Origin of the sequence: Streptomyces sp. NPDC097619 (genome assembly GCF_040302735.1) — a bacterium.
GTDB lineage: Bacteria > Actinomycetota > Actinomycetes > Streptomycetales > Streptomycetaceae > Streptomyces.
On record NZ_JBEOSD010000018.1, the window covers coordinates 1 to 21,699 of the forward strand.

The 21,699-nt window shown below is 73.6% G+C and carries 23 protein-coding genes; 15 read left to right on the forward strand and 8 right to left on the reverse strand.

Going from position 1 to position 21,699, the window contains the following annotated elements:
* Positions 1 to 186 precede the first annotated feature (186 nt).
* Complete coding sequence (locus tag ABTZ17_RS07590) at positions 187 to 1,524, reverse strand: ABC transporter substrate-binding protein (protein WP_352194588.1); 1,338 nt, start codon at positions 1,522 to 1,524, stop codon at positions 187 to 189.
* A 178-nt stretch (positions 1,525 to 1,702) separates the two neighbouring features.
* Here ABTZ17_RS07590 and ABTZ17_RS07595 point away from each other — a divergent pair, with 178 nt between their 5' ends.
* Together ABTZ17_RS07595 and purU are read left to right on the forward strand one after the other, a co-directional pair.
* Positions 1,703 to 2,149 carry an SCO4402 family protein gene (locus ABTZ17_RS07595; RefSeq protein WP_352194650.1) on the forward strand — a complete coding sequence of 149 codons (447 nt, stop codon included), beginning with the start codon at positions 1,703 to 1,705 and terminating at the stop codon, positions 2,147 to 2,149.
* 43 nt (positions 2,150 to 2,192) lie between these two features.
* Positions 2,193 to 3,074, forward strand: a complete 882-nt coding sequence (gene purU, locus ABTZ17_RS07600) for a formyltetrahydrofolate deformylase (RefSeq protein WP_352194589.1) — start codon at positions 2,193 to 2,195, stop codon at positions 3,072 to 3,074.
* Between the two features lie 49 nt (positions 3,075 to 3,123).
* On the opposite strand, the gene ABTZ17_RS07605 is transcribed toward purU, so the two are convergent.
* Both ABTZ17_RS07605 and ABTZ17_RS07610 read right to left on the reverse strand, forming a co-directional pair.
* The gene (locus ABTZ17_RS07605) at positions 3,124 to 4,263 is read right to left on the reverse strand and encodes a maleylpyruvate isomerase N-terminal domain-containing protein (protein ID WP_352194590.1); all 1,140 of its coding nucleotides are present in this window, start codon (positions 4,261 to 4,263) and stop codon (positions 3,124 to 3,126) included.
* Positions 4,260 to 4,829, reverse strand: a complete 570-nt coding sequence (locus ABTZ17_RS07610; RefSeq protein WP_352194591.1) for a sigma-70 family RNA polymerase sigma factor — start codon at positions 4,827 to 4,829, stop codon at positions 4,260 to 4,262. The genes ABTZ17_RS07605 and ABTZ17_RS07610 overlap by 4 nt, the downstream gene beginning before the upstream one ends.
* A gap of 271 nt (positions 4,830 to 5,100) precedes the next feature.
* On the opposite strand from ABTZ17_RS07610, the gene ABTZ17_RS07615 reads away from it, so the two are divergent.
* Positions 5,101 to 5,625: an EF-hand domain-containing protein gene (locus tag ABTZ17_RS07615; RefSeq protein ID WP_352194592.1), complete on the forward strand. Its 525-nt coding sequence runs from the start codon at positions 5,101 to 5,103 to the stop codon at positions 5,623 to 5,625.
* Positions 5,626 to 5,643: 18 nt separating this feature from the next.
* Here the strand turns inward: ABTZ17_RS07615 and ABTZ17_RS07620 are convergent, their stop codons facing one another.
* Complete coding sequence (locus ABTZ17_RS07620; protein WP_352194593.1) at positions 5,644 to 7,311, reverse strand: class I adenylate-forming enzyme family protein; 1,668 nt, start codon at positions 7,309 to 7,311, stop codon at positions 5,644 to 5,646.
* Between the two features lie 221 nt (positions 7,312 to 7,532).
* Here ABTZ17_RS07620 and ABTZ17_RS07625 point away from each other — a divergent pair, with 221 nt between their 5' ends.
* The 4 genes from ABTZ17_RS07625 (at position 7,533) to ABTZ17_RS07640 (ending at position 11,754) form a co-directional block, all read left to right on the forward strand.
* Entirely contained in the window at positions 7,533 to 8,792 is a 1,260-nt protein-coding gene (locus tag ABTZ17_RS07625) for an amidohydrolase family protein (RefSeq protein ID WP_352194594.1), read from the forward strand.
* Positions 8,783 to 9,946: an acyl-CoA dehydrogenase family protein gene (locus ABTZ17_RS07630; protein WP_352194595.1), complete on the forward strand. Its 1,164-nt coding sequence runs from the start codon at positions 8,783 to 8,785 to the stop codon at positions 9,944 to 9,946. Before ABTZ17_RS07625 ends, ABTZ17_RS07630 begins: the two co-directional genes overlap by 10 nt.
* A 6-nt stretch (positions 9,947 to 9,952) precedes the next feature.
* Complete coding sequence (locus tag ABTZ17_RS07635) at positions 9,953 to 10,924, forward strand: acyl-CoA dehydrogenase family protein (protein ID WP_352194596.1); 972 nt, start codon at positions 9,953 to 9,955, stop codon at positions 10,922 to 10,924.
* A 401-nt stretch (positions 10,925 to 11,325) separates the two neighbouring features.
* Entirely contained in the window at positions 11,326 to 11,754 is a 429-nt protein-coding gene (locus tag ABTZ17_RS07640; protein WP_352194597.1) for an ATP-binding protein, read from the forward strand.
* A gap of 226 nt (positions 11,755 to 11,980) precedes the next feature.
* Here ABTZ17_RS07640 and ABTZ17_RS07645 read toward each other — a convergent pair whose 3' ends face one another.
* The 4 genes from ABTZ17_RS07645 to ABTZ17_RS07660 form a co-directional block, all read right to left on the reverse strand.
* Positions 11,981 to 12,418, reverse strand: coding sequence for a PIN domain-containing protein (locus ABTZ17_RS07645; RefSeq protein ID WP_352194598.1), 438 nt, complete (start codon positions 12,416 to 12,418; stop codon positions 11,981 to 11,983).
* Positions 12,415 to 12,684, reverse strand: a complete 270-nt coding sequence (locus ABTZ17_RS07650) for a ribbon-helix-helix domain-containing protein (protein WP_352194599.1) — start codon at positions 12,682 to 12,684, stop codon at positions 12,415 to 12,417. Before ABTZ17_RS07650 ends, ABTZ17_RS07645 begins: the two co-directional genes overlap by 4 nt.
* Positions 12,685 to 12,800: 116 nt before the next feature.
* Positions 12,801 to 13,556, reverse strand: a complete 756-nt coding sequence (locus ABTZ17_RS07655) for a DUF1838 family protein (protein ID WP_352194600.1) — start codon at positions 13,554 to 13,556, stop codon at positions 12,801 to 12,803.
* Positions 13,557 to 13,667: 111 nt separating this feature from the next.
* Positions 13,668 to 14,660, reverse strand: a complete 993-nt coding sequence (locus ABTZ17_RS07660; RefSeq protein ID WP_352194601.1) for a helix-turn-helix transcriptional regulator — start codon at positions 14,658 to 14,660, stop codon at positions 13,668 to 13,670.
* Between the two features lie 175 nt (positions 14,661 to 14,835).
* On the opposite strand from ABTZ17_RS07660, the gene ABTZ17_RS07665 reads away from it, so the two are divergent.
* The 8 genes from ABTZ17_RS07665 to ABTZ17_RS07700 all read left to right on the forward strand — a co-directional run bounded on the left by ABTZ17_RS07665 (position 14,836) and on the right by ABTZ17_RS07700 (position 21,685).
* Positions 14,836 to 15,144: a hypothetical protein gene (locus tag ABTZ17_RS07665; protein ID WP_352194602.1), complete on the forward strand. Its 309-nt coding sequence runs from the start codon at positions 14,836 to 14,838 to the stop codon at positions 15,142 to 15,144.
* Positions 15,145 to 15,262: 118 nt separating this feature from the next.
* Positions 15,263 to 15,424: a hypothetical protein gene (locus ABTZ17_RS07670; RefSeq protein WP_352194603.1), complete on the forward strand. Its 162-nt coding sequence runs from the start codon at positions 15,263 to 15,265 to the stop codon at positions 15,422 to 15,424.
* 5 nt (positions 15,425 to 15,429) lie between these two features.
* Positions 15,430 to 16,500: a ParB/RepB/Spo0J family partition protein gene (locus ABTZ17_RS07675; protein ID WP_352194604.1), complete on the forward strand. Its 1,071-nt coding sequence runs from the start codon at positions 15,430 to 15,432 to the stop codon at positions 16,498 to 16,500.
* Positions 16,501 to 16,838: 338 nt separating this feature from the next.
* Positions 16,839 to 17,165: an acyl carrier protein gene (locus ABTZ17_RS07680; protein WP_352194605.1), complete on the forward strand. Its 327-nt coding sequence runs from the start codon at positions 16,839 to 16,841 to the stop codon at positions 17,163 to 17,165.
* A 2-nt stretch (positions 17,166 to 17,167) separates the two neighbouring features.
* The gene (locus tag ABTZ17_RS07685) at positions 17,168 to 17,917 is read left to right on the forward strand and encodes a thioesterase II family protein (RefSeq protein WP_352194606.1); all 750 of its coding nucleotides are present in this window, start codon (positions 17,168 to 17,170) and stop codon (positions 17,915 to 17,917) included.
* The gene (locus tag ABTZ17_RS07690) at positions 17,914 to 18,690 is read left to right on the forward strand and encodes a hypothetical protein (protein ID WP_352194607.1); all 777 of its coding nucleotides are present in this window, start codon (positions 17,914 to 17,916) and stop codon (positions 18,688 to 18,690) included. The genes ABTZ17_RS07685 and ABTZ17_RS07690 overlap by 4 nt, the downstream gene beginning before the upstream one ends.
* Entirely contained in the window at positions 18,687 to 20,462 is a 1,776-nt protein-coding gene (locus ABTZ17_RS07695) for a non-ribosomal peptide synthetase (protein ID WP_352194608.1), read from the forward strand. Before ABTZ17_RS07690 ends, ABTZ17_RS07695 begins: the two co-directional genes overlap by 4 nt.
* Before the next feature lie 2 nt (positions 20,463 to 20,464).
* The gene (locus tag ABTZ17_RS07700; protein ID WP_352194609.1) at positions 20,465 to 21,685 is read left to right on the forward strand and encodes a cytochrome P450; all 1,221 of its coding nucleotides are present in this window, start codon (positions 20,465 to 20,467) and stop codon (positions 21,683 to 21,685) included.
* The last annotated feature ends 14 nt before the right edge of the window (positions 21,686 to 21,699 follow it).

A 21,699-nucleotide genomic window follows, 5' to 3' on the forward strand; every position in this document is an offset into this window, starting at 1 on the left:
CTGGAGTTCACACGAGTGCTCCTCCTATCGCGCTGCCCACCCGACCCCCCCCGGGGCTGCGCCCCGGACCCCCCACGGGGCTGCGCCCCGGACCCCCCACGGGGCTGCGCCCCGGAACCCGGCCTCTCGCGGACCCCCGGCCCCCGCCACCATCCGCGAGCCTCGCCCCCCCCGGGGAAGGTCGGGTCAACTGGAGGTCGGGGCGGATTCCAGGGTGGTGGTCATGTCCAGGGCGCGTTCGCCGTCGGCCACCAGGACGCCGCCCTGGACGCGTTGGAAGGTGACGCGGCCGTTGACGATGCGGGGGAAGCCGCCGACCGCGCGCATGTCCTGGTAGCGCCAGCTGAGGTCGGGGGTCAGGCCGCCGGTCTTGACGCCCTCCGCGCGGTCCAGGGCGCGGGCCAGGCGCCTGGCGGTGATCTCCTCGTCGCCGAGGGAGCGGACGACCTCGGCGAGCACGGTGTAGGCGATCCAGGTGGTCTGGGTGCCGGTGTCCGCCGGGTCCACGCGGTCGTCGGCGAACGCCTCCTTGGTGATCACGTCGCGCATCGGCTTCCACAGCGGGTCCGTGGCCACCGGGTACCAGCCGGTGACGTAGGCGCCCTCGAAGGGGCCGTCCTTGCCGCCGGTGCGGTTCACGAGGCCCTGGCTGACGCTGCCGAGCACGGAGGCCACCTGGACCCGGTCCTCCCCGGCCACCCGGCGGAAGGAGTCGAAGAAGGTCTCGGTGCGCTCCCCGAGCGTGGCCGTGACGCAGCTCTTGCCCCCGGAGCCGGATCCCGAGCCGGATCCCGAGCCGGATCCCGAGCCGGAGCCGTCGGACCGCCCCGACTTGCGCAGGGCCTCGCGGGCCACCGCGCTGTAGTCGGTGGCGTCCTCCGCGGCCCGGACGTCCGCGGCCTGCTCCCCCTCGCCGGAGCGCAGCCCCGCGTTCAGGAGCAGCGGCAGCACGTCCCCGGGCTGGGTGTCGGGCCGGACCAGGGCGACCTTGTCGCAGACGCGGGCGAGCTGGCGTCCCGTACCGGCGAGCAGGGCCGGTTGGCCGCCGTTGACCGGGTACGACAGGGAGGACTGGAACTCCTCCGGGGAGGCCCCGTAGCCGCCGACGTAGGGGATGCCCGCGGTCTCCAGCGGGGCCAGGAAGGCCCGGCCGTGTTGGCTGTACGAGCCGACGACGGCCACCGCCTCCTCGCGGACGGCCCGTCGGGCGCACTCGGCCGCCCCCGCCGGGGTGTTCCGCTCGTTGCAGGTCAGGACGCGCAGGGTGCGGCCGTTCAGCCCGCCGTTGGAGTTCACCCAGCGCGCGTACGCCTTGGCCATGGCGGGCATGCCCGGCATGTTGGTGGCGTTGGTCTGCTCCGGTGCCCAGGTCATGACGGTGAGGGGCTCCCCGGCTCCCCCCGGTTCGCCGGGGAGCGCCCCGCAGCCGGTGAGGAGCGACGCCCCGATCGCCGTACACAGCGCCGCCCCGAGGGCCGCGGAGGTGGTGGAGCGAGGAGGAAGGATGCGTCGCCTACCGGTCATGTGCACGCACAATTCCGCGCCGCCGGTAACGGCCGAGCGCGGCGCGGTGATCAGTGAGTGACATCACGGTGAACGGCCGGGGAGTCAAGGCGGGCGCCGGGGGAACGTACGATCGACGACCGTGACATTCGTCCAAGCTTCGAAGAACCCCTCCCGTCGGGGCGGCCGCTCCTCCACCATGGGCGGCATGCCGCTGAACGACATGCCCTGGTGGCGCTGGCGCAGCAACGTGCGCTCGGCGCTGCACATGCTCTCCGACCCCGCCTTCCACGAGCAGTGCTGGCTCGCGGGCCAGGAGGGGTACGGGGACGTCACCGACGCGGTCTACCGGCTCGTCGAGGACACCTGGCTGGACAGCTGGTCCGCCGAGAAGTACGTCGGGACGATCTTCCGGGACTCCCAGGAGGCCGCCCTCGTGGACGTGGCCGTCCTGCGCGTGCTCCGGATCCTGCACCAGGTCGGGCCGGACGCCGAGGTGTCCGCCTACCTGGACCACCACGGTTGGCCGGAGGCCGTCCGGGCCGCCCGTGACGCCCACGTGCGCCTTGCCACGGCCGACGGCGAGGACCCCGACCTCCCCCCGCGGACCCTCGACGCGCTGCGCCTGGCGACCCACGGCGCCTGACGGACTGCTGACCGGCCCGCGGAATGTGAAAGTCTCTGGGGTCATGAGCGCCCCGCACGAGGCCACCGAGGCCCAGCCCCAGCAGTACGTCCTGACGCTGTCCTGCCCCGACAAGCAGGGCATCGTGCACGCCGTGTCGAGTTATCTCTTCATGACCGGCTGCAACATCGAGGACAGCCAGCAGTTCGGAGACCGGGACACCGGACTCTTCTTCATGCGGGTCCACTTCTCCGCCGACGCCCCGGTGACCGTGGACAAGCTGCGGGCCAGCTTCGCGGCGATCGGCGACTCCTTCCGGATGGACTGGCAGATCCACCGCTCCGACGAGCGGATGCGGATCATCCTGATGGTTTCGAAGTTCGGGCACTGCCTGAACGACCTGCTGTTCCGCTCCAGCATCGGCGCGCTGCCCGTGGAGATCGCGGCCGTGGTCTCCAACCACACGGACTTCGCGGAGCTGTCGGGCTCGTACGACGTGCCCTTCCACCACATCCCGGTGACCAAGGCCAACAAGGCCGAGGCCGAGGCGGCCCTGCTGGAGCTGGTGCGCGCCGAGAACGTCGACCTGGTGGTCCTGGCCCGCTACATGCAGGTCCTCTCCGACGACCTCTGCAAGGCGCTCAGCGGCCGGATCATCAACATCCACCACTCGTTCCTGCCGAGCTTCAAGGGCGCCAAGCCCTACCACCAGGCCCACGCCCGCGGGGTGAAGCTGATCGGGGCCACCGCGCACTACGTGACCGCGGACCTCGACGAGGGCCCGATCATCGAGCAGGAGGTCGAGCGGGTCGGCCACGAGGTCACCCCCGACCAGCTCGTCGCCATCGGGCGGGACGTGGAGTGCCAGGCCCTGGCGCGCGCGGTGAAGTGGCACAGCGAGCACCGGGTGCTGCTCAACGGCGCCCGCACCGTCGTCTTCGCCTGAGGCGCCCCCGCCGGTGCTTCGCCGGAACGGCGGCCCGGCGGGGCCCGGCTCAGAGGCGGCTGAGGGAGGCGAGGGCGGTCAGGACCTCGTGGACGGCCTCGCGGTCCCCGTGCTGACCGGCGGCGGCCTCCCGCGGCGGCACGTGCCCGGCGGCCAGCCGGCAGAACTCCACCCCTTCCAGGGCGACCTCCGCCACCAGATGCTCCTCGGTGGCGGAGGGGGCCGCGGCCGGGGAGTCCAACGGGATGTCCCAGGTGCCGCCGCCCGCGCCCTCGATCTCCAGCCGCAGTGTCCGGCCCGGGGCCCCGGCCGCCACCAGGGACCGAGCCGGGGAGGCCAGCCCCGCCCGGCGCCGGGCCGCGAGGGTGCCGGGCAGCAGCCGGGCCGCCAGGTCCACCAGCTGGTGCAGGTGGGCCCCCGCCGGCGGGTCGTACGGGTAGGCCACCGCCTCCGCGATGTCCTCCGCGTGCACCCAGCACTCGAAGGCCCGCTCCAGCAGGGCGTCGGCCAGCGGCAGCGCGAACTCCCCGTAGGGGACGGTCAGGTCGGAGGCGCCCGGGGCGAAGGAGACCGTGCGGACCAGGGTGTGGCCCTGCTCCCGCCAGGCGCTCCGCACCCGACGGGTCAACGGCCGCCCGCCCGCCGTCCACAGCAGTTCGGTGCGCTCGGCCGGCCCCGCGGCGGTGGGCGCGCCGGGGCCGAGCGGGTCGTCGAGGCCGAGGGCCCGCGCCACCAGCCCGTCCACGGCCAGCAGGTGGCCGATCACGCCGGCCACCGTGGTGCGCCGCGAGCCCGGATCCGGTTCGTCGAACCAGCGCAGCCGCACCGGGGCGTGCCAGTCCGCGTCGCCGATGTCGGCGAGGAGGGCGTCCAGTCGGGCGGTCTCCGCGTCGTACGGGGCGGCCCAGGTCGGCACCGGGGTGCGGGCCGGGCGGCGGCCCAGGCAGCCTTCGAGGACCCGGGAGCGCAGGACCGGGTCCAGGTCGAGGGATTCCTCGCGGTGCAGTAAAGCGACGGCGTCGCGCAGCCGCAGGGCCTCTTCGGCGCAGGGGGCGCAGGTGGTGAGGTGCCCCTCCACGGCCTCGGTCTCCTCCGCCGAGCAGGCCGCCAGGGCCCACGCGCCGAGCAGGGACTTCAGCAGGGCGTGGGAGGGGCCGGAGGGGGACGGGGCGGGAGCGGCAGAGTTCATCGGGTGGTTCCGTAGCCGGGCGGGGCCGACCCCTCACCGGGGACGAGGTTCGCGGTGGACAGGAGCTGGAGGCCCAGGCGGAGTCGGCGCCGGGCCTCGTCCTCGGTGACGCCGAGGTCCTCGGCGGTCTGGCGGTAGTCCCGGCGCTGGAAGTACGCCAGTTCGAGGGCGGCCCGCAGCGGGGCGGGCATCGAGGTCACGATGTAGTCGGCGCGGGCGGCGGCGGAGGCCCGGCGCACCTTCTGCTCCAACTCCTCGCGGGAGGAGCCGGGTCGGCCGGATTCCGCCTCCCGGAGCCGGGCCACCGCCCGGCCCTGGGTGATCCGGGCCACCCAGGAGCGCAGCGAGCCCTGGTGGGGGTCGAAGGCGTCCGGGTTCTCCCAGATGTAGCCGAAGACCTCGCGGGTGAGGTGGTCGGCGGCCTTCTCGTCGCCGAGGACCCGGTGGGCCAGGCCGTGGACCAGTGAGGCGAAGCGGTCGTACAGCTCGCCGAGGGCGGCCGCCTCGCCGCGGGCGAGGCGCTGTTGCATCCGGTGGTCCCAGCGCGGTGGCGCGTCCTTGGCCATGGAGTCCCCCCGCCTTCCGTAGCGGTCTCTGCCGACCCGTTGAATGTAGTCGGCAACGGCCCTCTTGCGCCTTCTTTGGCCGAAGGTGCAGCGGAGCGTAATCCTCCGTGTTAGTGCGCCTCCTGTGACGCGCCCCGGCGCGCGCCCCCTGCGCGGGGCGGGTGCGGCCACTTGACCGTCCGCTTCGCTTAACGTCCCGGCCATCGAGGGCTTACGCTGCCGCCTGTCTTGAACTGCACCCCACCGCACACGTGAAGGCGGAACGCCGACCATGGACAGCGCAGAGTACGAGCGCAAGATCGCTTCCCGATTCGCCTCCTTCGACCAGGACGGCAACGGGTACATCGACCGGCAGGACTTCAACGCGGCGGCCAAGGCGGTCCTCGCCGAATTCGGGGTGGCCGCGCGCTCCGACCGGGGACAGGCCCTGTACGACGGGGCCGAGGCGTTCTGGCAGGGCATGGCCGGGATCGCCGACGTGGACGGGGACCAGCGCGTCACCCGCGAGGAGTTCGTCACCGGGGCCGCGAAGCGGCTGCGGGACAGCCCGGCCCGGTTCGGGGAGATCGCCCGGCCCTTCCTGCACGCGGTGCTGGCCGCGGCCGACGAGGACCGCTCCCGGTCCGGCGCCGACCCGCGGGTCCTGGCCCGCGTGATGAAGGTGCTCGGCGCTCCCGAGGAGGACGCCGACCGGCTCGCCGCGGGGCTCCCCGTGGGCGAGGACGGCCGGGTCGCCGAGAACACCATCATCACCGCCTTCGCGGGCTACTGCGGGGTGGAGCCCCCGGACGCCTGAGCACTGCCGCGACGCCCCTCACCCCCGCCCGAACCGCTCCCTGAGCTTGTACTTCAGGACCTTGCGCAGGGTCTCGTTGCGGGGGAGGGCGTCGAGCAGCTCCAGCTGCTCCGGCAACTTGTGCGTGGCGAGCCCCTCCGCCCGCAGGTACGCCGTGACCTGCTCCAGCGTCAGCGGATCGGCGTCGGCGCGCTGTTCCACCACCGCGCAGACCCGTTCCCCGCGCTCCGGGTCGGGCAGTCCGATCACGGCCGCGTCGGCCACGCCCGGGAGCCGGTGCAGCAGGTCCTCGATCTCCTTCGCCGAGACGTTCTCCCCCTTGCGGATGATCACGTCCTTGCTGCGCCCGGTGAGGACCAGGTAGCCCTCGGCCGTCAGGTGCCCCAGGTCCCCGGTGATCAGGTAGCCCTCGGGGTCGAAGACCTCGGCCGTCTGCTTCGGGTCCAGGTAGCCCCGGCAGACCGCCTCGCCGCGGAGTCGGACCTCCCCGTCGGTCCCGGCCGGGAGCGGGGTGCCGGCGGCGTCCGTGATCCGTATCGACATGCCCGCGGGCGGTCGGCCCTCGGTGCCGGCCAGGTGGTCCGCGGTGTCCCCGGGGAAACCCATGGTGATCATGGGGACCTCGGTCATGCCGTAGCCGTGGGTGAGCTCGCAGCCCAGCTCCCGGACCACCGCGTGGTAGACCTCCGGGGGTTTGGGGGCGCCGCCGCCCGCGAGCAGCCGCAGGGTAGGGATCAGCGGGGTGCCGGGGTCCTTGCGCTGTTCGGTCAGGAACATGGAGTAGAAGGCGGTGGAGCCGCCCGCCACCGTGACCCCGTGCGCCCGGTAGCCCGCCAGCGCGGCGGGTAGCTCGAACTTCTCGAAGAGCACCGCCGGGAAGCCGTACAGCAGCAGCATCACCAGGTAGTCGGGGCCGCCGATGTGGGCGTACGGGAAGGCGATGGAGCCCACGTCCTCGGGGCGCAGCCGCAGGGCGTGGGCCAGGCAGGAGCCGCCGGCGATCAGGGAGCGGTCGGTGTGGAGCACGCCCTTGGGGTCCGAGGTGGTGCCGGAGGTCCAGTAGATCCAGCGGACCTCGGTGCCGGAGGAGGGCGGGGCGGGCAGGGCGGCCGGATCGCCCTCGGGGAGTTCCCCGTACGCCTCGAAGACCCCGCGGGCGCCGAGCCGGGCCGCCATGGCGGTGTGGTCGAAGCCGCGCCAGGTGCCCGGGACAGCGAAGTGCTCGGCTCCGGACTCGCGGAGGGCGAAGCCCGTCTCGCGGTCGCGGTAGAAGGGGATCACCGGGGTCTGTACGGCGCCCAGTCGGGCCAGGGCCAGGGAGAGCAGCACCGTCTCGATGCGGGTGGGCAGCTGCCAGGCGACCACGGTGCCGGGGCCGATGCCGCGGGCGTGGAGTCCGGCGGCGGTGCGTTCGGCGCGGTCGTGGAGGGCGCCGAAGGTGAGGGTGCGGCCGGTGTCGGCCTCGATGAGGACCGGGGCGGTGGGGGTGCGGCGGGCCCGGCGGGCGACCAGTTCCCACAGGGTGTGGGAGCGGGACAGCTCGTGGGCCTCGGCGAGGGCCGGTCCGCCGCCGGCGGCGGGGCGCGCGGCGGATTCCGTGCCGGTCGTGCCGCCGGGGTCCGTGCCGGTCGTGCCGCCGCTTTCGGGCGGGGTCCCGGTCGCGGTCTCGGTGCCGGTGTCCGTCATGGCCGACCTCCGGGGATGCGGGCTGACGTGTGGGCTGACGCTTCGTCAGATCGAGTGCAGAGCGTAGGGCGCTGCCGCTTGTCGGTCCAGGGGTCGCGAGGCTAGCGTGGTGCTGTGTTTCTGACGATCCATCAGATCCATTGGAGACGGACCGCCGGGAACCCGACCTCAGGAAGCTCTCCGCCCGCCGGAAACTCTGCGCCGTGAGTCGAGGAGAACGCATGCACAGGCCGGAACCGCCGGAACAGCCGGCACAGCCCGAACTGCCCCGGATCGTCAGCGTCGACGACCACGTGATCGAACCCGCGCACCTCTTCGACACGTGGCTGCCCGCCCGGTACCGGGACCGCGGACCCCGGCCGCTCACGGCGGGCATCGGAGAGCTCGTCTACACCGGCGGCAAGTACGTGATCTCCATGGACCCCGACGGGCCGCCCACCGACTGGTGGATCTACGAGGACCTGAAGTTCCCGTACAAGCGGAACATCGCCGCCGTCGGCTTCGACCGGGACGACATGACCCTGGAGGGCATCACCCGCGCCGAGATGCGCCGCGGCTGCTGGGACCCCAAGGCCCGGCTCGCCGACATGGACCTCAACCACGTCGAGGCCAGCCTCTGCTTCCCGACGTTCCCCCGCTTCTGCGGCCAGACCTTCGCCGAGGCCAAGGACAAGGAGGTCGCCCTCGCCTGCGTCCGCGCCTACAACGACTGGATGGTCGAGGAATGGTGCGGGGACAGCGGCGGCCGGCTGATCCCGCTGTGCATCATCCCGCTCTGGGACATCGACCTGGCGGTCGCGGAGATCCGCCGCAACGCCGCCCGCGGGGTCCGCGCGGTCACCTTCTCCGAGATCCCCACCCACCTGGGCCTGCCCTCGATCCACTCCGGCTACTGGGACCCGTTCTTCGCCGTCTGCCAGGAGACCGGCACCGTCGTCAACATGCACATCGGGTCCTCCTCCCAGATGCCCGCCGCCTCCCCCGACGCCCCGCCCGCCGTCCAGGCCTCCCTCAGCTTCAACAACGCCATGGCCTCGATGATGGACTTCCTCTTCAGCGGGGTCCTGGTGAAGTTTCCGCGGCTCAAGCTGGCCTACAGCGAGGGCCAGATGGGCTGGATCCCGTACGCCCTGGAACGCGCCGACGACGTCTGGCGGGAGCACCGCGCCTGGGGCGGGGTCCGCGGCCTCATCCCCGAACCGCCCTCCACCTACTACTACCGGCAGATCTTCTGCTGCTTCTTCCGCGACAAGCACGGCATCGCCGCCCTCGACGTCGTCGGCCGGGACAACGCCACCTTCGAGACCGACTACCCGCACGTGGACTCCACCTTCCCGCACACCAGGGAAGTCGCCCTCGACCACGTCGGCGGACTCGACGAGGAGACCGTCTACAAGCTGATGCGCGGCAACGCCATCCGCATGCTCGGGCTCGACCTCGACCGGGACCGCGTGCCGGGCGGGGCCCGCCAGTGGACCTGACCCCCACCGAGGAGGAGCGGGAGTTCCGGGCCCGGCTGCGCGCCTGGCTGGCCCGGACCCTGCCCGAGCTGCCGGCGCGCCCCGAGCCCGCGGACTGGCCCGGGCGCCGCGCCTACGACCTGGGCTGGCAGCGCCGCCTGTACGAGGCCGGGTACGCGGGACTGCACTGGCCCGTGGACGCCGGCGGACAGGGCGCCACCCCCACCGAGCACCTGATCTTCCTGGAGGAGACCGAACGGGCCGGGGCCCCCTACGTCGGGGCCAACTTCGTCGGCCTGCTGCACGCCGGCCCCACCATCGCCGCCGAGGGCACCCCGGACCAGCGCGCCCGCTGGCTGCCCCCCGTCCTCCGCGGCGAGGAGGTCTGGTGCCAGGGCTTCTCCGAGCCCGACGCCGGCTCCGACCTGGCCGCCCTGCGGACCCGCGCCGTCCGCGACGGCGACGCCTACGTGGTCTCCGGATCCAAGATCTGGACCTCCCACGCCGAGGTCGCCGACTGGTGCGAACTCCTCGTGCGCACCGACCCGCGGGCCCCCCGACACCGCGGCATCAGCTGGCTCGCGATGCCCATGGACGCCCCCGGCGTCACCGTGCGGCCGCTGCGCACCCTCGCCGGGTCCACCGAGTTCGCCGAGGTCTTCCTCGACGAGGTGCGCATCCCCGTCGACCACCGGATCGGCGCCGAGAACGACGGCTGGCGGGTCACCATGGTCACCCTCTCCTTCGAGCGGGGCACCGCCTTCGTCGGCGAGGTCGTCGCCTGCCGCCGGGTCCTCGCCGAACTGGCCGCGCACGCCCTGCGGACCGGGGCCTGGGACGACGTACCGCTGCGCCGGACCCTGGGCCGGCTGGCCGCCGAGTTCGCCGCGCTGTGGCGGCTCACCCAGTGGAACGTCTCCGAATCCCAGCGCACCGGGGGCATACCCGGCACCGGCGGCTCCGTCTTCAAGCTCCGCTACTCGCACGCCCGGCAGGAGCTCTTCGACACGGCCGCCGCCGTCCTCGGGGCGGATTCCCTCGTCCTGGACGGCGAGGGCGCGGACTGGGTGCAGGACCGACTGTCCTCCCTCTCCTACACGATCGCGGCGGGCACCTCGCAGATCCAGCGGAACATCGTCGCCGAGCGGATCCTCGGCCTCCCGAAGGGCCGGTGAGGGCCGATGGACTTCCAGTTGACCGCGGACCAACGGGACCTCAAGGCGGGGGTCCGGGAACTGCTGGCCGCCCGCTTCGACCGGGAGGCCCTGCGCGCCGCCGTGGACGCCGCCGAGGCGGGCAAGCCCGTGGTGGACCGGGCGCTCTGGCGGGAGCTGGGCGCGGCCGGCTTCTTCGCGCTGCGGGTCCCGGAGGCGGACGGCGGACTCGGGCTGGGCCTGCCGGAGGTCGTCCTCGTCTTCGAGGAGGCGGGCCGCGCGCTGCTGCCCGGTCCGCTGGTGGCCACCGAGCTGGCGGCGGCCACCGGGGCGCACCCGGAGGCGGGGGAGGGCCTGGCCGTGATCGCGGCCGAGGACCTGCCCGGCCACACGGCCTTCCTCGGGGAGGCGGACGGGCTGCTGGGCGCGGCCCCGGGCGCGGCCCCGGGAACTGGTGCCGCGGTGCGGTCGGTGGACCCGCTGACCCCGCTGTGGGCGGTGCCGACGGCCGGGGACGGGGCGGGCGGGGGAGCGGGCTTCGAGGACTCCCCGGTCGGCCGGCGGGCCCTGGAGGGCGCCCTGCTCACGGCCGCGCTCCAGCTCGGCGGGGCCCTGCGCACCTGCGAGCTGGCGGTGCGGTACGCGAAGGAGCGGGAGCAGTTCGGGCAGCCCGTCGGCGGCTTCCAGGCGGTCAAGCACCTGTGCGCGGACATGCTGGCGCGGGCGGAGGTGGCCCGCGCGGCCGTCTACGCGGCCGCGGTGACCGGCGTCCGGACGGAGGTGGTGGGGGCGAAGCTGCTGGCCGACGGGGCGGCGGTCCGCAATGCCCGGGACTGCCTCCAGGTGCACGGCGGGATGGGCTTCACCTGGGAGGCCGACGTCCACCTCCACCTGAAGCGGGCCTGGGTCCGGGCCGGGCAGTGGTGCACGGCGGCGCGGGCGGAGGAGCTCCTCGCGGCGGACCTGCTCGCGGGCGGGTCCCCCGGGACGGGGGCGTAGGCGGGGGCGTGGGAGGTGCGGCCGTGCGCCGGGGCGGCGGGGTACCGGAGGGCCGTCCCGGGGGCGTTCCCGCAGGCGGCGGAGGGGACGGCGGAAGGAAACGGGGGGACGCCGCGGGACGCACGTCCGATTACGGAGAGTTGATATCGGTTTGTGTCCTTCGCTCCCCTGGTTACGCACCGGAGCGGCCCGTGTGCTCCGGTACGCTCCGACAAATGCGAGCGGTTGAGCGGCGTGGGCGCCGCACAGTATGCACCACGCCCACTCCTTCGCGATGGAATATGCCCGAAGCGCTTGTTGTGGTGACTATGTGTCAACCATGCTGCTCCGCAAGAGGTTCACAATCAGTGATCCCGTCCCGTCGTGAGGCGAAGTGTCCGCCGGTTCGGATGGTGTGAGCGGTGCAGGTGCTTCAGGTTCAGCTGGAGGTCGGTCCCGATCCCGCGGAGGTCGGCCGGGCGCGCAGATGGGCGCGGTCCAGGCTGGCGGGATGCGGCATAGGAGCCGACGAACCCCTCACGGACACGCTGATCCTGATCGTCTCCGAGCTCGTCACCAACGCCGTCGTGCACACCGGCTGTCCGGCCGTGCTGCGCATGCTGTTCGGCGGGCCCCGGGTGCGCGTCGAGGTCGCGGACGTCAGTGACCGGGCCCCCGCCCGCCGGCACGCCGACGACTGCGCCACCAACGGGCGCGGCCTGGAGCTGGTGGACGGCCTCGCGGACCGCTGGGGCTGGCAGCGGGAGGGCACCGGCAAGAGCATCTGGTGCGAGATCGACCGCGAGGAAAAAATGGACGAGAAAACTCCGGAACCGCGGATGTACCTCTGACGAGGTGTTGACGGACCGTCAACTCTTGATCACTCTTGAGGGGAGCGACGCGTCGCGAGGGGACGCCAAGGGTTGACCTTGACGAGTGCGGGTCGTGGGGTGGCGGCCGCACGTGCCGTGCTCGGGGCGCGCACGCCTGCTCGCCGCCACCCGCAGTTCCCTCGGCGCCCGGGTTCGCGTGGTGCCCGGGTTCCCGAGGAGGGGTGCCGCTCGGCGGGTGTGCGGGTCAGAGGTCGTCCGGCAGCACTCGGAAGGCCTTGTGGGGGCTGAGCGGTGTGATGGCCCTGAAGTCCCGCCTGTCCAGGGTCAGGATGGCGTCGGTGTCGTAGTCCCGGGCCAGGACGACGTTCACGGCGTCCGTCAGGTCCAGGTCGAGGGCTGCGTAGTGGGCGCGGACGATCTGAGCCTCTTCGAGCGTGGACACCGTCACCGGAGCCGCTTCCGCCCGCCCCGCCCGCATCCGGCGGCAGAGGTCGTCCACCGCCTCGACGGCGGCCCGACGGCCGAGTTCCCGGGTGGCCAGATGGTCCAGCTCGCTCAGGATGACCGGGGAGACGATCAGTACGCTCGCCCGGTCCAGCGCCTCGCGGGCGCCGGGCCCGCCGGGGTGCCCGTCCTCCAGCGCGGCGAGCAGCCCCGAGGTGTCCGCCACGAGGACGATCACGCGGCGTCGTCCTTGGAATCCCTGTACCGCTGGGCCTTCTCGTCCCACATCGCCGCGCGTGCCTCCGCGGTGTCGGTGGGGTTGCCCGAGAGGGGCGGATAGGTGCGACTGAAGAAGGGCTCGTTCCACGCCCGGCGAGCCAGTGCGGCTCTGTGGACGGCCTGGCGGATGATCTCCGCCTCCGAGACGCCTTCGCGAGCCGCTGCCTCCTTGATGACCTGGAGGTCCTCGGCGTCGACGTACACCGTCGTGCGCTTGAGAGTCATGCACATATGGTACCGCATATGTCACCCTCGGACCCTGGACGGTCGGGTGGGCTGACGGCCGGGCCGTGTGGGGGCCGGGGTCGGGCCGTGACCGTGGCCGGGCCCGCGCGTTCCGGTCAGGACTCCCGGGGCGGGTGGGTGCGGCGGAAGGCGGTCCAGGTGGACTCGTTGGGCGCCGACCACTCCTCGGGGGCCGCGGCGTACTCGGGGCGGTGCGCGGCCACGTGGGCGCGGATCCGCTCCGGCAGCTCCCCGTACCCCTCCAGCTTGCGGCCCCGGCACTGGAAGACCAGCCCGCCGGGGCGCTGCCCCCGCGCCATCCACGGCAGCCACGGCGACATCCGGGTCCAGGACATCGTGGCGGGGACACCGGGCGCGGTGGTGTCGAACACCTCGGCCGGGGCGAAGAACTGGAACATCTCCAGCGCCCGGTAGGTGTCGTCCGCCGAGTTCTCCGGGTACTGCGCCACCGGCAGCGGCGAGGGGTAGGCCAGCGGGATCTCCAGGGAGAAGCAGACCTGGTCGCCGAGGAGGGTGTACGGCACGGGGAAGGGGCGCCAGTGCTGGTTCACCGGGTCGTTCCACACGTGCTCCACGGGCCTGCCCTCCCACTCCTCCAGGATCCGCCGGTCCGACGGGTCCAGGTAGAAGGCCGCCTCCCGGCTCAGCAGCCGCAGCCCCCCGCCGTCCTCCTCCGCGGCCGGGACCAGCCGCGAGACGTTGAACCCCTCGAAGCCGAAGATCCGCCGGTACGGCTCCGCGGGGCCGTGCGCGTACACGTCCCCCATCCACGCGTAGACGGTCTCCCGCCCGTCCAGGGAGGCCCGGGTACGGGCGAAGGCGGTCAGCAGCTCGGCCGGTGTGAAGGTCATGCGGCCACTCTTTCGGTGCCGGGGGGCGCGGGCAAGGGCGCCCCGCGGGTCCGGCCGCGGGGGCCGGGACCCGCGGGGCTCAACCGCGCGTGACGGACGGTTGCCCGCCCGTCAATCCGGCTCGGTGGGCAGGTGGCCGCGCTGTACCGCGTGCACCCCGGCCTGGAAGCGGCTGCGGGCCTCCAGGGTGGTGATCACGCCGTTGGCCAGCCGGCGGGCCGTGCGCACGGAGACCCCCAGACTCGAGGCGATGCTCTCGTCCGTGCGTCCCTGGGCCATCAGCCGCAGGGCCTCCTGTTGGGCGCGGGTCAGCCCTTCGGGCGTAGGGCGCGGGGTGTCCCCGATCGGCGCGGCGCCCGACCACACGTGCTCGAACAGGCTGACCAACATGGTGATCAGGCCGGGACCGTTGATGATGTAGGCCCCGGCGCCCGTGTCGCCGGCGTCGGCGGCGACCAGGGCCGTCCGCCGATCAAAGATGATCATGCGGTTCGGCAGGGTGGGCGCGGTGCGTATGTGGGCGCCGTGCTCCTCCAACCAGCGGACGTGCGTCATGGTCGGGGCGTCCCGGCGGATGCTGTCGACGTACACCGTCCGCATCCGGACCCCGCGGTCGAGCAGCCGCAGGTTCAGCGGACGGGAGGACCGCATGTTGTCCGGTGTCTGCGGCCCGCCCGGTGCGAAGGTCCAGAACTCCTCCTCCACCTCGCTGTTGAGGAGTTCCAGATGGTCGCGGACGGCTTCCACGCCCTCCACGTACTGCAGGCCGAGGCCCGGGGCGACGTCCTGCAGGTGGGCGTAGTCGGCGATCAGCTCGGCCGCCGCGGCGCGGGTCGCTTCCAGGCGCTGCTGCTTCGCGGCCACCTCCGCCTCCTGCCGGGCGAGCAGGATCTGCATGGCCAACGGAGGGCTCACGGCACGCGCGGCCGCACCGGCGCCGCCGCGCACGAGGGTCAGTTCGGTCAGGGAGTCCAGGGCTCTTCGTACGTGCTCCACCGGCATGCCGAGGTGTTCGGCGGTATCGGTGACGCTGTCGTTGGGCCGTGCGAGCATCGACCGGTAGACGGCTTCCACGGCGGGATCCAGACCCAGTTGGCTGGACATCGAAGACCCTCCCCCTTGAGCAGTTCCGTTGCGCGCCGGATCCCGGGATAGTGGTCCTCTCGGCAGCCACGCGCAGGTCGCGTCAGTGTAGTCAGCCACCACCGCCCTGATCAGGGCCGAGGTGCCGTGGGCTGTGCCGTACGGGCCGCCGCAGTCGTTCACCGAGGCAGGCCCCATGTATCTGGTCCACGTCGAACTGCACCACCCCGGCGGCGGCTCCCCGCCCCCGGCGGCGGCCGTCGCCGTCGCGAGGGTGGCGGGCGTCGAGCATGCCAGCCTGCACCCCGCGGAGCGCCCCTATCCCGTCCTCGCCCTGTACGCCCGGTGCCGTTCCCTGGCCGACGCGGCCGGTTTCGCGGCGCGCGCGTGGCAGGAAGCGGCCGACGGGACCGGCTGGGCGGACTGGACCGTCGTACGGCTCAGGGCCCTGGCGTTCGCACAGGTGGGAGACGTTCCGGAGGGTCCGGAGGGAGGTCCCGGGTGAGGGAAGTGGCCACTTCGGCCATGGACACTTTTCCCGTACCGGATCGTCTTCAAGTGCTCCGGAGCGCCTACCAGAATCGTCAACGACAGATGAACGAACGGCGCCACGGAGGAACCCCATGCGCATCGCGAAGGCTCTGGCCCTCACCCTGGCCGGCACCGCCACCGCCCTCGTCCTCGGCCTCGGCGGGCCGTCCACGATCCTCGCCGACGGCCCTGTCGGGACCACCGCCCCGGTGACCGTCCAGGACGGTCCCCAGGACGACTCCGGCTGGCAGTGAGCGTCGTGGACACCGCCACCGCAGCAGGGTCCGCCCCTGTCGCCGGCGCGGCTCCGACCGACGCCCACGGGCTGATCAGGCTCCGCGACGAGGTCCTGACCCGGGCCCCCGTGGAGACGGTCCCCCTGGCACGGCTCGTCATCGGGGACAGCCCCCGGCTGGCGGGAGAGGACCCCGAACACGTGCGGGCCCTGGCGGAGGCCGAAGGGGAACTTCCCCCGCTGCTGGTCCACCGCGCCACCTCGCGCGTCATCGACGGGATAGCCCGACTCCGGGCGGCACGGGAGACCGGCCGGAGCACCGTGGCGGTCCGCTTCTTCGACGGCACGCGCCAGGAGGCCGACCTGCTGGCCGTGGCCATGAACATCACCCACGGCCGGCCCCTGACCCTGGAGGACCGAGTCGCCGCGGCCCACCGGATCTTCGACTCGCACCCGCACTGGTCCGACCGGGCGGTGGCCCTCCTCGCGGGGCTGTCGGCCACCAAGGTCGCCGCCCTGCGCCGGGAGGGGGCCGGGGCTCAGGGCGGACTGCGCATCGGCCGGGACGGACGGGCCCGCCCCGTCGACGCCGCCGCCGGCCGCGAACGCGCCCGACAGTTGCTGGAGAGCAGGCCCGACACCTCGCTCCGCCAGATCGCCCGGGAGGCCGGCATCTCCGCGGCCACCGTCGCGGACGTCCGCGACCGACTGCGGAGGGGCGAGAGCGTGGTCCCGCTGCGGGCCACCGGCGAACCCTCCGGTGCGGTCCGACGACAGCCGGCGCGGGAACCGGTGGACCGGCATGCGAGATCCGGGGACGAACTGTCACGGGCCGTGCGCGCCCTGCACCGGGACCCCTCGCTCCGGCAGAGCGACGAGGGACGCTCACTGCTGCGGATGCTCAGCGTCTGCGGGGTGTTCGCGCGGGAACACGAGAGCATCGCCGCGGCCCTGCCCCGGCACTGCCGCGTCCAACTGGCCGAACTCTTCCTCGACTACGCCACGCTCTACCGCGAGTTCGCCGACGGACTGCACTCCGGCGCCACCCCTGTTCGACTGCACGCGGTGGTCGGTCGAGCAGCGGCCGGCGGCTGAGCGGGCGTCCGCCGATCCCGCCCGGAACCTGAGCGATTGACGGTCCGCGACGGCCACGGATAGAAAATCTCCGGGCCGTCCCGGCCGGTCCCGGCCGGTGTCCCGGCCCGGATCCCGCCCCGGTGGCGGGACGACACCCGCGGGCACGGGAACCACGGCCCGCCGCTCCCACCGCACCGCCCGACGGACCGTTCCGGCCCGTCGCACACCCGGCACCCGCCGCGGCCGTGACCGGCCGCGGGCGCCCGCCGGGAGCCTTCCCCGCCCCCACCGCCCTGCCCGGCGGCGCCGGGCGCGTGCACGCCGACACTCCCGTCCGCTTCCACTGAGGGGTTGCCTTGTCCCGTCCCGCCGAAACCCACCCCGAGTCGGGGGCGGATGAACACGCCGGAACCGCCCCCGAGGCCGGTGCCCACGCCTCCGAAGCCCTCGGGGCCGCGGAGCTGACCCCCCGGATCCTCGCCGCCTTCGAGCGCCGTCTGGACAGCCCCGGCCTCGGCCCGGACGAGGATTTCTTCGAACAGGGCGGCTCCTCCTTCACCGCCGCCCTCGTCACCGCCGACCTGCGCAAACAGGGGATCGCCCTGTCCATCCAGGACATCTTCGTCGCGCCGACACCGCAGGGCCTGGCCCTCCGCATCCAGCCGCTGCAGAAGGCGCTGTGACCGTGCCCGCCTCGACCCTCCTCCCCGAGCCGCCGGACACCGGAACCAGCCCCGTGCTCGACCTCGTGGCCTTCCCGTGCGCCGGTTCGGGGTCGGCGGCACTCCGCGGCTGGCGCCGTCTCCTCCCCGCCGACTGGCGCTTCACCCCGGTCTGCCTGCCCGGACGCGAAGCCGGGTACGGGCAGCCCTTCGCCGAGGACATGGAACGACTGGCCGACGAGATCGCGGCCGGCCTGCTCGCCCGCCGCGCCACCGGCCCCGCACTGCCCCTGGTGCTCTTCGGACACAGCATGGGCGGCCTGATCGCCCAGCTCGTCGCCCATCGGGTGCCCGCCCGGGCCCTCTTCGTCGCCGCCTGCCCGCCCCCGGCCTCCCGCACCCCCGCCGAGGACGACGAGGTACCGCCCGACCACGAGGAGCTGCGCCGCGAGGTTGCCGGAGTGCTCCGGGCGTCGGCCCCCGACGACGCCGCGCTCTTGGACGAACTGGCCGACCTCACCGCCCCCATCCTCGCCGCGGACATCGGCCTGTTGGCGACCTACCGTGCCCCCGAGGGCCCCCTGGACTGCGACATCTGGGCGCTCTACGGCGACGGCGACACCGTCGGGGCGCTGCCCTGGACCGCCGAGACCACCGGAACCGCGCACTGCCGGGTGCTGCCCGGCTCGCACTTCTTCGTCCAGGAGTCCCCGGGGGCCGTCGTCGCCGAACTCGTCCGCGGCCTGACCCCTGTCTCCGGAGGCAGCGCATGACCAAGCCCGTCCTGCTGGTCTTCGACTACCCCGGGCCCCGCCGCGAAGCCCGACTGGCGGACCTGGCACTCCAGGAAGCCGGCTACGAGGTCCGGAGCCTCATGGTGCCCCCACTGCCCCGGGAACCCTCGGCCGCCGCGTACGCGGGGAGGGCCCTGGAGGTGGGTGGACCCCTGACCGGACCCGTCAGGGCGGTCCTCGGCTACTGCATGGCCGCCCCGCTCGCCCAGGAAGCCGCCGCCCGCACCGGCGCCCCCCTCCTGCTGCTGTTCGACGGGGAACCCGCCACCCCGGCCGCCGTGGAGCGGGAATACCGGGGGCTGCTCGGCTCGGTCGGTGCCCCGCCCGCCCTGCCCGCCTGGTGGACCGGCGGGCTGGTCGCCGAACGCTCGGGGGCCTTCCTGGAGCACGCCGGTCGCCACCTCACCGAAGAGATCAGGGAGGCCCTCGCCGCTCAGGAGGACCCCGACTTCGAAGAGGAGGACGCCGCGGAGGCGCTGGCCCCGCTGGTCGGAAGCTTCCTGGACTGGATGGCCTACCTGGTGGCCGCCCACCGCACCGACCACCCCTCCTGGCCGGGTACCGCCGTCAACTTCCTCTCCCGGTCACAGCCGGAGATCCACTCCTGGCCCGGCGCCGCGACCACCCGGTCGGTACGCCTCGACGTGCCCCGCGAGGAGCTCCCGGCCGCCGCCCCCACCCGAAGCCTCGTCCTGGAGGCACTGGAAACCCACCGCCGAGACGGTGCGATCAGCGAGGCAGGAGCCCGATGACCCAGCACGCGCAACGACCCCCGGCCGGCACCCTCACCGGGATCTGGGCCGCCTCGGTCGCCCGGCACCCGGAGGCACCGGCCGTCCGTGACGACCACCGGTCCCTCACCTACGCCGAACTCGACGCCTGGTCGGACACCGTGGCCCGCCACCTCCTCGACGCCGGGGTGCGGGCCGAGGACCGCGTCGGCATCTGCCTCCGGCGCGGCACCGGAATGTTCGCCGCCCTGCTCGGCGTCCTCAAGGCGGGCGGCGCCTACCTCGCCGTGGACCCCCGCTACCCGGCCGCCCGCCGCGACCTGATGATCCGGGCCGGCGGAGCCGACGTGGTCCTCGCCGAACCCGAGTGGCGGGACGACGTCCCGGCCTCCCGGGTGCTGACCCTGCCCCCTCCGGAAGCGGGCGGCGGCCCCGCCCGACCGGCCGCGGCCCCCCGGCCCCGGAGCGCCGCCTGCGTGCTGTTCACCTCCGGCTCCTCCGGCCTGCCCAAGGCCACCGTCCTGGAACACCACAGCGTCGTCGGCTTCGCCCTCAACAGCGCCCTGCCGCCGCTGACCGGGGAGGACCGGGTCGGCCAGATCTCCAGCCTGTCCTTCGACGCCTTCCATTTCGAGACCTGGTGCGCGCTCGCCCAGGGCGCGGAGATCGTCGTCCTGCCCGCCCTCCCCGACCTGCTCGCCTCCGACCTCCAACGGACCCTGCGCAGACTGCGGATCACGGCCATGCTGGTGCCCACGATGGCCGTCGGGCACGTGGTCCGCGAGGACCGCGACGCCTTCGCCCCGCTGCGGATCCTCCACACCGGCGGCGACGCGATCCTCGCCGACACCTGCCGGGAACTGCTCGCCGGCGAGTTCTCCGGCCGCCTGTTCAACCTGTACGGGCCCACCGAGGCCACCACCGCCTGCTCCGCGCACGAGGTCGGTCGGTTGGACGCGGACGCCGTCGGCGTGCCGATCGGCACCGCCTTCGAAGGCGCCCGCCTCCACGTCCTCGGCGAGGACCTGCTCCCGGTGCCCGAGGGGGAGACCGGCCAGCTCTTCGTCGGCGGCTACGGCGTGGCCCGCGGCTACCACGGGGATCCGGCCCGGACCGCGGAGAGGTTCCTGCCCGACCCCACCGCCGCCGACGGCAGCCGCATGTACGCCACGGGAGACCTCGTCCGACGGCGACCCGACGGCGAGCTCGACTTCGTGGGCCGCGCCGACCACCAGGTGAAGATCCGCGGCTACCGGGTCGAGCCCGGCGAGGTGGAGCGCGTCCTGACCCGCCACCCGCAGGTCCGCGAGGCAGCCGTGCTACCCGTCGGCAACGGTCAGGACCGTGCCCTCGCGGCGTTCGTGGTGCGGCGCGGCCCCGTCCAACCCGAGGAGCTCAGGCGGTACGCCGAGGAGAACCTTCCCGACCACATGGTCCCCGCGAAGATCCTCGTCGTCGCCGGCATCCCGGCCACCGACAACGGCAAGCGCGACCGCGCCGCACTCCTGGAGGTCCTCGAGTCCGACGAGGCCAGGGCCCGCGGCTACGAGGCCCCCGGCACCGAGAGCGAGCGGATCCTCGCGGCCGTCTGGTCCGAGCTGCTCGCCGTGGAGAACGTCGGCGCGGGGGACGACTTCTTCGTCCTCGGCGGGAACTCCATGCTCGCCTTCCGGGTCCGCCAGAAGGTCAGGCGCGAGACCGGCGCCGCCCTCGACTTCCGGGAGATCCTGGAGAAGCCGGTGCTCCGCGACCTGGCCCGGGCCCTGGAGCCCCAGCTGCGGACGGCGGTGTGACCGTGACCTCGACCGGCGTCATCGACCTCAACGACGTGGAGCTCTTCGCCTCGGAGGGCCATCACGCGGCCTTCCGCGAACTCCGCGCCCACGCACCCGTCTACCGCAACCCCGGCCCCGACGGCAGCGGGTTCTGGGCCCTCACCCGTTACGAGGACGTGCTGGCCGCCTACCGCGACCACGACACGTACAGCTCCGCCCACGGGGCCATCCTCGGCGGTTCCTTCCGCACCGGCGGCGACACGGCCTCCGGGGACATGCTCGTCGCCTCCGACCCGCCCCGGCACCGGATGCTGCGCCGACTCATGCACCCCCCGTTCAGCCCGTCCATGGTCGCCCGGGTCTCCACGCAGGTCCGGAGCCTCTTGGCGGAGGGCGTGGCCCGCATGCGGCAGGAAGGTGGCTGTGACTTCGCCCTCGACTTCGCCCCGCTGCTGCCCGTCGGCGCGCTCATGGCCCTCTTCGGGGTCGGCGCCTCCGACGCCCGGCACATCGTCGGCCTCACCCGGCGCATGGTCGGCTACCGGGACCCCGCCCTCTGCCCCCAGGACGACGACGAACGGCTCCGCCTGGCTCACGCCCAGGCGGACATCTTCGAGTACTTCGCCGACCTCCTCGACGAACGTCGCGACGAACCCGACCGGGACGACGTGCTCGGCATGCTGCTCCGCGCCCGCCTCAACGGCCTTCCCCTGGACGACACCCAGATCCTCTACAACTGCATGAACATCGCCGTGGGCGGCAACGAGACCTCCTCCTACACCACCTGCGCCGGGTTCCTCGCCCTCCTGCGCAACCCCGGCGAATGGCGCCGCCTGCGCGAGGACCCGGGCCTGCTGCCCGGCGCGCTGGAGGAGATCCTCCGCTGGAGCTCCACCAACGCCTACGTCCAGAGGGTCACCCTGCGGGACACCCGGATCCACGGAGTGGAGATCCCGGCGGGCGAGATCGTCACCCTCTGGAACGTGTCGGCCAACCGGGACCCCGGGCAGTTCCGGGAGCCCGACCGCTTCGACATCACGCGCGACCCCAACCGGCACCTGTCCTTCGGCAGCGGAGTGCACCGCTGCATCGGAGCGCCCACCGGAAACGCGGAACTCGCCGAGGCGTTCACCGCCCTGATCGAAAGCGGATCCGCCTTCCGCACCGCGGGGGACCCGGTCCGGCTGCGGTCCAACTTCATCCTCGGCTTCACCTCGATGCCCATCGAGATCGCCGGCTGACCAGGCCGCCGCAC

Excerpts from the sequence above, each read along its gene's own strand:
- ABTZ17_RS07695 (WP_352194608.1), top strand. The coding sequence starts at position 18,687 with ATGACCCAGCACGCGCAACGACCCCCGGCCGGCACCCTCACCGGGATC.
- ABTZ17_RS07665 (WP_352194602.1), top strand. The coding sequence starts at position 14,836 with ATGTATCTGGTCCACGTCGAACTGCACCACCCCGGCGGCGGCTCCCCG.
- ABTZ17_RS07670 (WP_352194603.1), top strand. The coding sequence starts at position 15,263 with ATGCGCATCGCGAAGGCTCTGGCCCTCACCCTGGCCGGCACCGCCACC.
- ABTZ17_RS07655 (WP_352194600.1), bottom strand. The coding sequence starts at position 13,556 with ATGACCTTCACACCGGCCGAGCTGCTGACCGCCTTCGCCCGTACCCGG.
- ABTZ17_RS07650 (WP_352194599.1), bottom strand. The coding sequence starts at position 12,684 with ATGACTCTCAAGCGCACGACGGTGTACGTCGACGCCGAGGACCTCCAG.
- ABTZ17_RS07660 (WP_352194601.1), bottom strand. The coding sequence starts at position 14,660 with ATGTCCAGCCAACTGGGTCTGGATCCCGCCGTGGAAGCCGTCTACCGG.
- ABTZ17_RS07620 (WP_352194593.1), bottom strand. The coding sequence starts at position 7,311 with ATGACGGACACCGGCACCGAGACCGCGACCGGGACCCCGCCCGAAAGC.
- ABTZ17_RS07605 (WP_352194590.1), bottom strand. The coding sequence starts at position 4,263 with ATGAACTCTGCCGCTCCCGCCCCGTCCCCCTCCGGCCCCTCCCACGCC.
- ABTZ17_RS07610 (WP_352194591.1), bottom strand. The coding sequence starts at position 4,829 with ATGGCCAAGGACGCGCCACCGCGCTGGGACCACCGGATGCAACAGCGC.
- ABTZ17_RS07635 (WP_352194596.1), top strand. The coding sequence starts at position 9,953 with ATGGACTTCCAGTTGACCGCGGACCAACGGGACCTCAAGGCGGGGGTC.
- ABTZ17_RS07590 (WP_352194588.1), bottom strand. The coding sequence starts at position 1,524 with ATGACCGGTAGGCGACGCATCCTTCCTCCTCGCTCCACCACCTCCGCG.
- ABTZ17_RS07615 (WP_352194592.1), top strand. The coding sequence starts at position 5,101 with ATGGACAGCGCAGAGTACGAGCGCAAGATCGCTTCCCGATTCGCCTCC.
- ABTZ17_RS07595 (WP_352194650.1), top strand. The coding sequence starts at position 1,703 with ATGGGCGGCATGCCGCTGAACGACATGCCCTGGTGGCGCTGGCGCAGC.
- ABTZ17_RS07690 (WP_352194607.1), top strand. The coding sequence starts at position 17,914 with ATGACCAAGCCCGTCCTGCTGGTCTTCGACTACCCCGGGCCCCGCCGC.
- purU (WP_352194589.1), top strand. The coding sequence starts at position 2,193 with ATGAGCGCCCCGCACGAGGCCACCGAGGCCCAGCCCCAGCAGTACGTC.
- ABTZ17_RS07625 (WP_352194594.1), top strand. The coding sequence starts at position 7,533 with ATGCACAGGCCGGAACCGCCGGAACAGCCGGCACAGCCCGAACTGCCC.